At 37.2% G+C, this 13,105-nt stretch carries 12 protein-coding genes; 9 read left to right on the top strand and 3 right to left on the bottom strand.

Features of this window, described 5'->3' with window-relative positions; genetic code table 11:
- The first annotated feature begins 191 nt into the window (after positions 1–191).
- The 7 genes from cyoE (at position 192) to ACMZ42_RS13630 (ending at position 7,801) form a co-directional block, all read left to right on the top strand.
- Complete coding sequence (gene cyoE / locus ACMZ42_RS13660; RefSeq protein WP_370083110.1) at positions 192–1,109, top strand: heme o synthase; 918 nt, start codon at positions 192–194, stop codon at positions 1,107–1,109.
- Between the two features lie 101 nt (positions 1,110–1,210).
- Positions 1,211–2,299, top strand: coding sequence for a cytochrome c oxidase subunit II (gene coxB / locus ACMZ42_RS13655; protein WP_415731791.1), 1,089 nt, complete (start codon positions 1,211–1,213; stop codon positions 2,297–2,299).
- A 41-nt stretch (positions 2,300–2,340) separates the two neighbouring features.
- Positions 2,341–4,224 (top strand): cytochrome c oxidase subunit I, encoded by a 1,884-nt coding sequence (gene ctaD / locus ACMZ42_RS13650; protein WP_415731790.1) that lies wholly within the window; start codon positions 2,341–2,343, stop codon positions 4,222–4,224.
- The gene (locus tag ACMZ42_RS13645; protein WP_132357625.1) at positions 4,224–4,850 is read left to right on the top strand and encodes a cytochrome c oxidase subunit 3; all 627 of its coding nucleotides are present in this window, start codon (positions 4,224–4,226) and stop codon (positions 4,848–4,850) included. The genes ctaD and ACMZ42_RS13645 overlap by 1 nt, the downstream gene beginning before the upstream one ends.
- Before the next feature lies 1 nt (position 4,851).
- The gene (locus tag ACMZ42_RS13640) at positions 4,852–5,196 is read left to right on the top strand and encodes a cytochrome C oxidase subunit IV family protein (RefSeq protein ID WP_053594672.1); all 345 of its coding nucleotides are present in this window, start codon (positions 4,852–4,854) and stop codon (positions 5,194–5,196) included.
- A 1,176-nt stretch (positions 5,197–6,372) separates the two neighbouring features.
- Entirely contained in the window at positions 6,373–7,305 is a 933-nt protein-coding gene (ctaG, locus tag ACMZ42_RS13635; protein ID WP_402868251.1) for a cytochrome c oxidase assembly factor CtaG, read from the top strand.
- Between the two features lie 34 nt (positions 7,306–7,339).
- Complete coding sequence (locus tag ACMZ42_RS13630) at positions 7,340–7,801, top strand: DUF420 domain-containing protein (RefSeq protein ID WP_370083100.1); 462 nt, start codon at positions 7,340–7,342, stop codon at positions 7,799–7,801.
- A 129-nt stretch (positions 7,802–7,930) separates the two neighbouring features.
- Here the strand turns inward: ACMZ42_RS13630 and ytvI are convergent, their stop codons facing one another.
- A complete protein-coding gene (ytvI, locus tag ACMZ42_RS13625) occupies positions 7,931–8,995 on the bottom strand; it encodes a sporulation integral membrane protein YtvI (RefSeq protein ID WP_370083098.1) in 1,065 nt (354 codons plus the stop codon).
- Between the two features lie 211 nt (positions 8,996–9,206).
- Entirely contained in the window at positions 9,207–9,572 is a 366-nt protein-coding gene (locus ACMZ42_RS13620; protein ID WP_370083096.1) for a YugN family protein, read from the bottom strand.
- A gap of 145 nt (positions 9,573–9,717) precedes the next feature.
- Between ACMZ42_RS13620 and ACMZ42_RS13615 the strand changes: the two genes are divergently transcribed.
- Positions 9,718–10,842, top strand: a complete 1,125-nt coding sequence (locus ACMZ42_RS13615; protein WP_415731789.1) for a CAP domain-containing protein — start codon at positions 9,718–9,720, stop codon at positions 10,840–10,842.
- A gap of 260 nt (positions 10,843–11,102) precedes the next feature.
- Complete coding sequence (locus ACMZ42_RS13610; protein WP_370083092.1) at positions 11,103–12,578, top strand: UDP-N-acetylmuramoyl-L-alanyl-D-glutamate--2,6-diaminopimelate ligase; 1,476 nt, start codon at positions 11,103–11,105, stop codon at positions 12,576–12,578.
- On the opposite strand, the gene ACMZ42_RS13605 is transcribed toward ACMZ42_RS13610, so the two are convergent.
- Positions 12,559–13,059 (bottom strand): PaaI family thioesterase, encoded by a 501-nt coding sequence (locus tag ACMZ42_RS13605; protein ID WP_370083090.1) that lies wholly within the window; start codon positions 13,057–13,059, stop codon positions 12,559–12,561. The two genes, ACMZ42_RS13610 and ACMZ42_RS13605, sit on opposite strands and share 20 nt — an antisense overlap.
- Between the last annotated feature and the right edge of the window lie 46 nt (positions 13,060–13,105).

The raw sequence follows: 13,105 nt of genomic DNA, 5'->3' as shown, positions 1-13,105 counted from the left end.
TCGTACTCTAACCTTCACAATTCATTTTAGAAAATGATTTACTATAGATATGTTGTTTTTAATATATTTCTAGACAAAGCTAATTTTTACAACTTCATCTAAATTTCACTTAATGTCTAGAAATCAATCGCAAATTTCGCTATAGTAATTGGTAGCGGAATATGCTTACAAAAATGAAAGGAGAAGGTATCATGTCAAACGGTCGTGCACTGACGGCTACTAGAAATAATGGACCAGCATCTACATCTGTTGTAAAAGATTTCTTAGCACTAATAAAAATTGGAATCGTTAACTCGAATCTTGTCACAACGTTTACAGGGATGTGGCTGGCATTTCAATTTTCTAGTAGACACTTCTTGCAAGAGCTTGATGTCATATTGTTCACCATGCTGGGTGCGGCATTAATTATAGGTGGCTCAGGCGCAATGAATAACTTTATTGATCAGGATATTGATCCAATCATGAAAAGAACAAAGGGTAGACCGACAGTAACGGGTAGATTTAAGCCGAATTTTGTATTGACTATTGCCCTCTCATTTTTAATTGTAGGTGAAATTTTGTTATTTGCGGCATCGTTTGCTGCCGGCATGTGGGGACTAGTAGGGATATTTGCTTATGTCGTTCTGTACTCAATGTGGTCAAAGAGGAAGCATGTTAGTAACACGGTTGTAGGAAGTATTTCAGGGGCGATCCCACCAGTTATTGGGTTTGCAGCAGTTGAACCTGCATTAGGTCCTGGAGCACTTGCCCTATTCCTTATTATGTTTGCATGGCAACCACCGCATTTTTATGCACTTGCTATGAAACGTACTGAGGAATATCGTGCAGCTAATATACCAATGCTACCTGTAGTAAAAGGATTTAAACGTACAAAGTACTCAATGTTTTTCTGGATTCTTTTATTATTACCATTACCATTCCTTTTACCAGAGCTTGGGGTTGGCTTCTTAATTCTTGCCACTGCATTGAACTTGGGCTGGTTGATTCTAGCTTGTAAAGGCTTTACCACAAAAGATGATATGAAATGGGCAAATAAAATGTTTATCTATTCTTTGAATCATATGACCATACTATTTGTATCCATCATAATTTTTGCGTTGTTTAGCTAAATTTAGGAATTCTTTCTTTTCCTAAAGAATTCATATAGACAGAACTTATTTCCTAGGTACACATGAAAAATACAACAAAGAAAGAGGGGTTTAATTAAGCTATGATGAAAGGGCTTAAAAAATGGCGTCTTTTTTCACTACTAGCAGTGATGATGGTTTTCCTTTCTGGCTGTGGTGAAGATTATATTTCTGCACTGAAACCATCTGGTCAAGTAGGTAAAGAACAATTCAATCTATTAATGCTAGCTACTGGAATTATGACGTTAGTTGTAGTAGTAGTATCCGTTATCTATTTACTTGCATTCTTAAAATTCCGCCGTTCAAAAGTTGGCGAAAACGTTATTCCTAAGCAAGTAGAAGGAAGTCACACTCTTGAAATAATTTGGACAGTTATTCCAATTATTTTATTATTAATCTTAGCTGTACCAGTTGTTACGGCTACTTACAAATTTGCAGATGTTGCTGCGATGGACGAAGTAGATGAAAACGGTGACAAAACAGCACTTACAGTAAATGTAACTGCTAAATTATATTGGTGGGAGTTTGAATACCCTAACCAAGGTATTGTAACTGCACAAGAATTAGTTGTACCAACAGGTCAAAAAGTTTACTTTAACTTAAAAGCTGCCGATGTTAAGCACTCATTCTGGATTCCTGCTATAGGCGGTAAAATGGATACGAACGTTGATAACTTAAACAAGTTCTATCTAGAATTCGATAAAGAATCCAAAGACCTTAAAGATGGTGTATTCTATGGTAAATGTGCTGAGTTATGTGGTCCTTCACATGCTCTAATGGACTTCAAAGTTAAAGCATTAAGTCCGGATGCATTCGATGCATGGGTAGCTTCAATGAAAGCAACAGATAAAAAAATAGCTGACAAAACTTCAGCTGATCTTGGGGAAGCTACATTCGCTAATAGCTGTATGGGTTGTCATGCTGTATCTGGTACAGGCGGTTCAGGTTCAGCGGGTCCTAACTTAGCTACATTTGGTGACCGTAACCGTGTCGCTGGTTTCTTAGATCATGATGAAGAAAACTTAAAAGCTTGGATTAAGAATCCTGAGCAATTCAAGCCAGGTAACTTAATGATGAATCCAGAAGGTACTGCGCCAGTTTATGGCGATTTAACTGACGAAGAAATTCAAGCTCTAGCAACTTATATCATGGGCTTATCTGTTGAGAAATAATTTTAACTTTTATGTAACAAACTTTGAGGGAGGTAAAAGTTGTGAGCTCATACACACAGAAAAAGGGCTTTGGAGCAACTGTCTGGGAATACATTACAACTGTTGACCATAAAAAGTTAGCAGTAATGTATTTATTAGCCGGTACATTGTTCTTCGCTATCGCTGGTTTTGAAGCGTTATTAATGCGTATTCAATTAATGAAACCAAATAACGATTTCGTCTCAGCTGGTTTTTTCAATCAATTATTAACAATGCACGGAACAACAATGTTATTCCTAGCTGCGACTCCATTACTATTTGCATTTATGAACATGCTTGTACCATTACAAATTGGTGCGCGTGACGTAGCATTCCCGTTCCTTAACTCTTTAGGGTTCTGGTTATTCTTCCTAGGTGCACTATTCCTTCACCTATCATTCTTTATGGGTGGCGCGCCTGATGCGGGCTGGACGTCTTATGCATCATTATCTTTATATTCTCCTGGACATGGTATTGACTTCTATGTTCTCGGTTTACAAATATCAGGGGCGGGTACATTAATATCAGGTCTTAACTTTATCGTTACGATTATTACGATGCGTGCTCCAGGTATGACATTCATGCGTATGCCATTATTCACTTGGACAGCGCTAGTATCAAGTGCATTAATTCTATTCGCATTCCCTCCATTAACAATTGGTTTATTAATGATGTTATTTGACCGTATGTTCGGTGGTAACTTCTTTGACCATTTAATGGGTGGTAATACAATTATTTGGGAACACTTATTCTGGATCTTCGGACACCCAGAGGTTTATATCTTAGTATTACCAGCGTTCGGTTTATTCTCTGAGATTATTCCAGCGTTCTCTCGTAAACGTTTATTTGGATACTCTTCAATGGTATTCGCAACAATTTTAATCGGTTTCTTAGGGTTCATGGTTTGGGCTCACCACATGTTTACAGTTGGTCTTGGGCCAACAGCCAACGCAATCTTTGCTGTTGCAACAATGGCAATTGCCGTTCCAACAGGTATGAAAGTATTCAACTGGATCTTAACTATTTGGGGCGGATCTATTAAAGTTACAACACCAATGCTTTATGCACTTGGTTTCATCCCATCATTCGTTGCGGGTGGTGTTACAGGGGTAATGCAAGCATCTGCACCTCTTGACTACCAATTACACGATTCTTACTTTATCGTTGCTCACTTCCACTACGTAATCGTTGGTGGTATCGTAACAGCGTTATTTGGTTCAGCGCACTTCTACTGGCCAATTTTCTTCAACCGTATGTTAAACGAGACACTTGGTAAAATTACTTTCTGGGTATTCTTTATTGGATTCCATTTAACGTTCTTCGTTCAACACTTCTTAGGTTTAATGGGTATGCCACGTCGCGTATTCACATACAGGGAAGGTCAAGGTTGGGATTCGTTCAACTATATCTCTACAATCGGTGCATTAATGATGGGTGTAGGGGTTATCTTAATGGTAATCAACTGCTTAATGTCAATCAAAGGCAAACCAGCAGGTCGCGATCCATGGGGCGATGGACGTACATTAGAATGGTCAATTCCACAACCAATCCCATTCTATAACTTCCGTCAAACACCACTTGTTCGTGGTTTAGATCCATGGTGGATCGAAAAGCAAGAAGGTAATAAAGAAGTTACATTTGCTGAGCCAATCGGTGATATTCATATGCCAAACAACTCAGCTATCCCATTTGTTATTTCTATGGGCTTGTTTATCGCAGCATTCGGTGCTCTTTATAATCAAGATGCAGATAAACCATGGTCAATTTATATTTTAATTGGTGGTCTTGCAATTACATTTGGTGCAATGATTTTCCGTTCTGTTAAGGACGATCACGGTTTCCACTTACACAAAGAGGAAATTCTTGAAATTGAAGAACATCTTTACGGCAAAGGAGGAAATAAATAATGGATTTCAATACTAAATTTACTCCTCATACTTGGCCAGATCATCCTGAACAAGCGACGATGGAAGGGAAAAATAAAGTTGTTGGTTTCTGGATTTTCCTTGCCTGTGAAGTTGTACTTTTCGCAAGTTTATTCGCTACTTACCTAGCACTTAAGAACAAAGGGCCTGCTGGCATGGAGTTCACAACACAAGATTTATTTGAATTACCTTTAGCTTTCGCTATGACGATGTTATTATTAACATCTTCACTAACATCTGTTTATGCCATTTACCATATGCGTAACTTTAACTTTAAAGCTATGCAAACTTGGTTTGGTATAACATTACTTTTAGGTCTTGGATTCTTAGGTCTTGAAATCTATGAATTCAATCATTATGTAGGTCTTGGTTTTACATTTGACCAATCTGCATTCTCAACTGCGTTTTATTCATTAGTTGGTACACATGGTTTCCACGTAACATTAGGTCTTGTGTGGTTTGCTACGTTAATGCTTCGTAATGCTAAGCGTGGTCTTAACTTATACAATGCACCTAAATTCTTCGTGGCTGCTTTATACTGGCACTTTATCGACGTAGTTTGGGTATTCATCTTTACGGTAGTATACTTGATGGGAGTGATCGGATAATATGTCTTCACACGATACACCTATAGTTGCTAAGTCTCAGGCACAATACGAGTATGATCGTCATCATAATGCCGTTCATATGCGTAAACAAGTTATCAACTTTGCGATTATGATTTTCTTTACGTTTATCGCATTCGCAGTAGTTGCAGCTGATTTTTCTAAATACTTAATATTACCGCTTATTTTATTGCTTGCTGGTGTTCAAGTTGTTCTTCAACTTTACGCTTTCATGCACTTAGAAGACAAAAAAACACACTTCGGTGGTGTAATTGGCTTCTTCATGTGGATGGGTATTTTAATCGCATTTACATTCTTCTTAGCATTTTTAACAATTATTTGGTGGTAATCACCAAAAAAGCACGTTCTCTACTTCGGTAGGAACGTGCTTTTCTTTTTGGGTTCTATTCACGTTATAGTGATGAGCCGGTATGAATTAATATAATTCATGTGAGAATGATTTTCGTTCCAGGTTACTCGCGTTCCTGTGGGCGAGCGTCGAGCCGCTTCCTTCGCTGTTGTTGTTGCTGTCGCTACGCTTTCGCACAGATAAAACATTTGCTGCCGCTACGTTAGCACTACGCTTTCGCACAGAAAACATCCGCTCCGTGCAGGGTCTCACCTGTCTCGCTTTCCCACGGGAGTCGAGTAGCCTTCCACTCCAATCAGCAATAGCGTAGAATTTTTATAAATTTTATTCATTTCAATAGTGGACGCTATGGATAACACACCATAATGAATAGAATAGACTTGTAACAGTGACGTAATTGTACATTTCTGTTGGTTTTACACAGACAAACCCTTTTGCTAAAGATACATTTTCATTTAAATTAAGAGAATACATGCTATGTGAATCAGTTGATTGGAGTGGAGACTGGGCGACTCCTCGGGGATCAGCAATAGAGGAGCGAAGGCTAAAACCATCACGTCCTGTGATAACGCCTTCGTGACCAACATCGTGTTGGCCCGAGACCCTGGAGTGCAGTGAAGCGGCTCGTCGGACGCCCCCAGGAAAGCGCCCAGTCGGAACGGAAATCAACCCTACGCTATGCTGAGGAGCTGGAATTTCCAATAAATTTGGGTACATCATTGAAAGTTGAGGATGACATTTTGTTAAAACGTATGTCATGTGAATCAGTTGATTGGAGTGGAGGCTGGGTGACTCCTTGGGGATTAGCAATAGAGGAGCGAAGGCTAAAACCATCACGTCCTGTGATAACGCCTTCGTGACCAACATCGTGTTGGCCCGAGACCCTGGAGCGAGCAGCGCGAGTGAAGCGGCTCATCGGACGCCCCCAGGAAAGCACCCAGCCGGAACGGAAATCACCCCACGTTATGATGATGAGCTAGCAAAAAATAATATAATTCATGTTGGGTTTTTATACTCTGAATATTTTTTCTATAAATATGATAATCCTGTAAGAGAGGTAAACTGTAGATAGTAATTTGTTCACCTTTCGTTCATTGCAGAATAAGTGTAAGCGTTCTATAATAGGGGTACTGAAGTTAAAGGAGTGCGTTCTGTATGCCACTTAGTATATTTGGTTTCCAAGCTTTATGGAGCCCATACTTAATAGGGGTTCTTGTTTTCATAACAGTCATCTATTTTCTAGTCACAACAAAGTGGCGCAAGGATTTTAAAGTAAGTGAGCCTTTGAAAAAGGAAGAGGCTATTTATTTTGTACTGGCAATGGTAACGATTTATATTATTAAAGGATCACCGATAGATTTAATGGCGCATATTATGTTTACGATGCATATGGTGCAAATGGCTATTTTATTGTTACTTGTACCGATTTTCATAATTAAGGGAATTCCTTGGTGGGTATGGAAAGTAGCGATTGAAGCACCGGTTGTTAAATCTTTATTTAAAGTATTTACACTCCCTGTCGTTGCGGTATTTGTGTTTATTGGTTTATTTTCTTTTTACCACTTACCTGCAGTATTAGACTACATTAAATTAACCGAAACTTTACATGGTACATATACGTTTGTATTATTTGTTTCTGCAGTTTTAATGTACTGGCCTTTGATTCAAAAGATGCCTAATCGTCCGCAAATGAAACCTTTGTATAAATTAGGCTATATCATTGCGAATGCGGTATTAATTACACCTGCGTGTGCGTTAATAATTTTTGCACCAAACGCTATGTATGAAACATATACAAATGGTGATGCATGGCTAAAGGCAATGGAACTTTGCGTACCAGTTTCCACATTATCTAGTTTATCTCTTTCAGGACCAGAGCTCTTTACAAATATGTCAGCTGTTGCCGATCAGCAACTAGGCGGTGTTTTAATGAAGATTTTACAAGAGCTTATTTTTGGGGTATTACTCGGATCAATCTTTATTAAATGGTATCGTTCAGAACAAAAGGATCCTGATAAAATTACTGCTGATGCATTAAAAGAACATCAAAAGAAATGGGAAAGTCAACAACAACAACATCAGTTGTAAAAAGAAACTTAAATTTGTATAAGGGGTTTTGTCAATGGAATTGCAAATTTTGCCTACTATAAGTACGTCATTCATCGTTATTAGTGCTGTACTTGTAGCTATTGGTTGGGGCTTAATTATAAAAGGAAAAGTAGAGGCACATAAAAAAGTAATGCTTGCAGCAGGAGTTGCAGCACTTATCTTCTTTATTATATATGCTACCCGTACAGTCTTTATTGGTAACACGGCTTTTGGTGGCGGAGAAGATTTAAAGCCATATTATACTTTCTTCTTAATTTTCCACATTACTCTCGCAACAACTGGAGCAGTATTTGGAATTGTTAGTATTATTTCTGGTTTGAAAACTAATCTCAAGCTTCACCGTCGTATTGGACCGATTACAAGTATTATTTGGTTCTTCGTAGCTATTACCGGAGTTTTAGTATACATTTTACTATACGTAATGTTTGAACCAGGTGAAACAACATCTGTCTTTAAAGCTATATTAGGCATTTAACCTCTTTCGGCAGGTGTTTAAACATTTAGTACTACGCTTTCGCACAAAGAACATCTACCGGCCTAAACACAAAGCCAATTCAGGACGCAATTATGCTGAGGCATAATTGAAAAAAAAAAATCTCCCTCCTTATTTTTGAGAAGGTGGGAGATTTTTTATGGATGTTTGATTAAATAGGGAAACGATGACAACAACGAGTAAAGGACCAATTAAAATACCGAAAAATCCAAACATTTTAAAACCGATAAACATGGCAATAAAGGTTGTTAGTGAGGAGAGTCCAACTTTATTTCCAATAACTCTAGGCTCAATCATTCGTCGAACTAAAAATTGTGCGATCGTAAGTATGACTAATATAAAAGCATAGATATATTCGCCTGTAAAGGCTTTGTATATTGCCCAAGGAATAAGTAAAATAAATGAATCTAAAAAAGGTACGAAATCTAAAATGACTAGTAAGAGTGCTAAAATAAATGGGAATGGTGTTTTAAGAAAATAAAAGGTTCCAAAAGCTATAGCAAAAATGCAAATACCAACTAAAAATTGTGCTTTTACAAAACCAAATAAAGCCAGTTTTACACGCTGTCCAATAAATAGTATTTTTTGATGATAGTGAAACGAAATAGGTGCTAACATTTTACGGTTAATATTCGGTAGTTCTAAAAGAAACATATATAGTACAATCCAATAAACAAAAATATCGAACAAACGAGAAGTTATATACGTAATTGAAGATGACCAAACATTTACATTTGTTAAAGAAAGAGCATATTTCTCGATTGAAGATAGAGCCCGTGCTATCATAAGTTGAATCTGTATAACAAGATCTAAGGGCAAGTGATAAGTATAGTTGGAAAGCTTGGATTGTGTTTGAATCCATATTGCTGATAGCTGATTGAGGTACTCTGGAATATGAATGATAAATGTTGAAAATTGTTTCCAACTTATAAATATAATGAGAATACATAATAGTAATGTCATGCTTGAAAAGAACAAGAAAAAAATAGATGCGACTATTTTGCGTTTTTTTCGGAACCGTTTACTAATTCGTATGATGACAGGTTCCAATAATAATGCAGTTACGTAGGCAAGCAGTATGGGTAATGACAGGGATATAAACCAGAGAATTGCAATTCCGATAGCTATAACGATGATCGGATGGCGAAAAAAGGGGTGTTTTAAAAATTGTAACATTTATCTCACCTACATCATGTAAAAGATATAGTTAGTATGAGGAGAAATAAAATTTTTACTCAAAATAAAAAAGACTGGACCACCAGTCTTTTCAGATTTAGCTATTGCACTGCATGCTACTGTTGCCGATTTACTGTTAACCCTAATAAAAAAATAAAATAATTTCGATGTTTAATCGACATGTATGCAAAGTGAAAATAACTATCTAAAATTATGCATGAATTTCAAAAGCTTCTAGGTCTAATTTAACCTTTTTTAAGATTTCTTCACATTTTTTTACAAGATGAGCTGGATAAACTTCATCATCACCATACTCAACACCGTGTGGATAGTAGTACTTACCAAGTGCTGGTTTCATTAATGTTAGAATTGCATCGTGTGCACCAACATCACCAGATTTAGCATATGAGAATACACGTAGATAATAACGACCTTCGCGAGTATCGAAACGCTTATCAAATGTCATACGTTCGTAATCCCAGCCGCCATCACATTCTAAACCGTTTTTTTTCATGACGCTTACAATAAGTTCTTGATCAGCTGTTAAATTTTCAAGGTTAGTATTTTCGAAATACATCTATAATCCTCCTTTAGGTTCTCGTACAAAGTATACGCTCATTTTTATAATAGAGCATATTCGACATTGTTGCAATGACAACATTGTGTCAACCCAATTACAATTGATATAGTAAATAGAATAATGTGATAAGAAGGAGTCATGTATGAAAGCTTTATTTCGCATTTTTATGGCATGTGCTGCAATTGCATTGATTGGCTTTATGTTTTTTAATACACCACCACGTGAAAATGAGCCATTAAAAGGCCCAAATGCCAATTCAAATATTATTCCCAAAACCGAATTAAAACAGCCTGAAATGGGAGCAACGACACGTCCGAAAAGCGGGATGTCGACATTAATCGGTCAAGAAGCGAAGGTAGTTTTGGAGAAATATGGTGAACCAGCACGAAAGGAACCATCCTCCTTTGGATATGATTGGTGGGTCTATAACTCCAGTTCCTCTACATTTTTTATGGTAGGCGTTGACAATAATATTGTGACACAAGTTTACATTGCTGGTGAAGGTTTGGATGCTTCTCCTTTTAAGGTTGGTCAGAAGCGCGATGATATATACCGAATGACAATTATTGATTATGAAGTAACTGCGAATGTCGGTAAAAATATTTTCGTTTTCTCGATGAGTGAAGAAGATATGCAGACACGACTGCTTGTAAAATTCGATGGGCTTTTTGCACAACTTTATATAGATAGAGAAACGGGTAAGCTACAAGGAATACGCTTTACTAATAGTAAAACCCTTGTTCTTCATCAACCGTATGAAATGACTTATCAAGGTGAGCTAGTTATACCAACACCACCATCTTCCTTTTTACAGCAGGAAATTAATGTAGCAAGTGCTGCACAGCTTGACGATTTAATAAATGTAACAAGAGTTCAACATGATTTAACACCATTAAATATTGATGATTCATTAGAAGAAGTTGCAAAAATGCATAGTGAGGATATGAAGGTTCACAATTTCCTTGCTCATGAATCACCAACAAATGGAGATTTAAAAAAGAGATTAGAAACACAGGGAATCGAATATAGTGAGGCGAATGAAAATCTTGCGACTGATTATTTTGATGCGATTGAAGCAATGCATGGCTGGCTTAATTCACCTGAGCATCGAAATGTCATTTTAAATGATAAATATACGACAGTGGGATCTGGAGTATTTTTAAACTATTATACGCAAATGTTTTTAGAATCTTCTTCTCAGGGGCTGGATAGTGAGAATAAAGACTCTGAGGAACCAGTAGAAAATATTGATGAATCATCACCATAAATAGAAATTTGAGACTGAAGATAAACTTGGCGAAATCAAGTTTATCTTCAGTCTTTTTCATTTTTAACTTCTTTCAGCAATTGTATTGTATAGCGAAAGCAAAGCGTCAGCTACAAATGTCTTTTGTACCGAAAAGCGTAGAAAAGGTACATAAGACTCCCAGCTCTATAGGTGAGATTAAGCACAATAATCGCCTACATTTTTCGTCACATCGTTACATACGCCGTCATATGATAGAGAACCGAAAGGGGGAATGAAGCTTGCAATTAGCGGAGCTATTAAAAGATTGGCCATGTAGCGTAACTGGGGGATCTATTCGCACAACTATTACAGGAGTCGAGGATTATGCTCAGGCAGTAAAACCTGGGGACATTTTTATTGTACGTAAAGGTAAGAAAACATCGGGAAGTCGTTTTGTAAAAGAAGCATTAGCTCGGGGTGCTGCCGCGATAGTATCAGAGGAAAGTATTTCAATGCCTATTACCGATCAAAATATTCCTTTTGTTTGGGTTCCAAATACATCCTTATTTTTATCGTATGCGAGTGCAAAGCTTTCAGCCTTTCCCGCAGAAGCATTAACAGTCATTGCGATTACAGGTACAAATGGTAAAACAACAGTGAGTCATTTTGTGAGCCAATTATTAAGAGCCCTACATAAAAACGTTGCAGTTATTGGAACTGTAGGATTTTTCATCAATGAACAGAAACAACAAACTGTGTATGAGCAATTAACTACATTACAGGCAAAAGAGTTGCATCCGATTTTAAAGCAATGTGTACGAAATGGTGTTACACATGTTGTTTTAGAAGCTTCATCAATGGGATTACAGCAAAATAGACTTGATCATTGTGATATCGATTGTGGTGTTTTTTTAAATTTATCGGAGGACCATTTAGAAGATCACGGAGGACTTGAGGCATATAAGCGTGCGAAAAAAAGGTTGGCAGATTTATCGAAAAAGCTAGTGCTAAATGGAGATGATAATTTTTGCCGTTCCGTCGGTATTTATGATAAGAAAAAATCCTGCTCATTTGGCTTTGATAATCATAATGATTTACATATCCAAATTGTCAGTGAATCATTTGGAAAAACGGTACTTTGTTTACAAACATCATCGACTGAGCATATTGTAGAAATCCCTTTTGTTGGTAAATATCATGTGCAAAATGCTGTAGCTGCGTTGATGACTTTATGGCGTCTAGGTTTCTCAATTGAAGAGATAGCAGAGCATATGTGGTTGTTAAGGCTACCAGAAGGAAGACTTGAGAAAATAGACAATCCATTTGGGATTGATGTGTATGTAGATTATGCACATACTGCAGAGGCATTACAGGCTGTTCTGCAAACTTTTGATCGCTCGAAAACCCTTTACCTTGTATTTAGCTGTGGGGGAAATCGAGATAAGGCGAAACGTTTTGCGATGGGAGCAGTAGCTAGTAAGTATGCGGATGTCATTTTTTTAACAACTGATAATCCACGCGATGAAGACCCAATTTTAATTAATGAAAGTATTATTGCTGGTTTTACTGAGCAGCAATATTATGAAATCTATCTAGATCGGAAAGTTGCTATTCATCAAGCAATAGCAAAGGCAGAAAAAGGTGATATTGTACTTGTTGCCGGAAAAGGGCATGAACAGACCCAACAAATAAAAAATCAAAAATTCCCTTTTTCCGATCAACAATGTATTCGAGATTACTTTTTAAATCTTATGTCTAAGGACGGCGTTGAATGACAAAGAAAGAACCAGTCGCAATAGCAAGTTTTCGTCCTGTCTCATCCTCGATATCACATTCCATCACAAGTGTCTGACGCCCTTTATGTACGAAACGTCCACGAGCGATTAGTTCTTTATTAGTGGTTGTAGCAATATAAGAGATATTCATATTGGTTGTGACAACATTAAAGCCTTCTGGTACTGAACGTGAAGCAAGTCCTCCCATTGCTGCATCTGCAATTGTTGCAATAATCCCGCCGTGTGGTACCTTAATGGTATTATGGATAACAGGTGTAATGGGAATGCGAACTTCGCTAACTTCAGGCTCAAATTTGCCAACCATGTGTAAAGCAGCATTAATATAACGTCGATGAATACCTTGTTGTTTATCGTGAAGGCCAGACAATAAATGTAGTAAAACTTCCTCATCTTCAGCTGTACTATGTTGTAAAATCTCTGCAAGTAATTGTTCTATTTCTTTTTTAGACGATGGTACCAATTTAAAAACTCCTTCTTTTAAAAATATCAATAATGTAAAATTACCA

Origin of the sequence: Lysinibacillus sp. NPDC056185 (assembly GCF_047737915.1) — a bacterium.
Classification (GTDB): domain Bacteria; phylum Bacillota; class Bacilli; order Bacillales_A; family Planococcaceae; genus Lysinibacillus.
The sequence above is the reverse complement of the archived record's forward strand: the minus strand, read 5'-3'. Positions and strand labels throughout refer to the sequence as shown.

Coding starts and splice junctions, on each gene's coding strand:
- cyoE (WP_370083110.1), top strand. CDS start 192: ATGTCAAACGGTCGTGCACTGACGGCTACTAGAAATAATGGACCAGCA.
- coxB (WP_415731791.1), top strand. CDS start 1,211: ATGATGAAAGGGCTTAAAAAATGGCGTCTTTTTTCACTACTAGCAGTG.
- ACMZ42_RS13645 (WP_132357625.1), top strand. CDS start 4,224: ATGGATTTCAATACTAAATTTACTCCTCATACTTGGCCAGATCATCCT.
- ACMZ42_RS13640 (WP_053594672.1), top strand. CDS start 4,852: ATGTCTTCACACGATACACCTATAGTTGCTAAGTCTCAGGCACAATAC.
- ctaG (WP_402868251.1), top strand. CDS start 6,373: ATGCCACTTAGTATATTTGGTTTCCAAGCTTTATGGAGCCCATACTTA.
- ACMZ42_RS13630 (WP_370083100.1), top strand. CDS start 7,340: ATGGAATTGCAAATTTTGCCTACTATAAGTACGTCATTCATCGTTATT.
- ytvI (WP_370083098.1), bottom strand. CDS start 8,995: ATGTTACAATTTTTAAAACACCCCTTTTTTCGCCATCCGATCATCGTT.
- ACMZ42_RS13620 (WP_370083096.1), bottom strand. CDS start 9,572: ATGTATTTCGAAAATACTAACCTTGAAAATTTAACAGCTGATCAAGAA.
- ACMZ42_RS13615 (WP_415731789.1), top strand. CDS start 9,718: ATGAAAGCTTTATTTCGCATTTTTATGGCATGTGCTGCAATTGCATTG.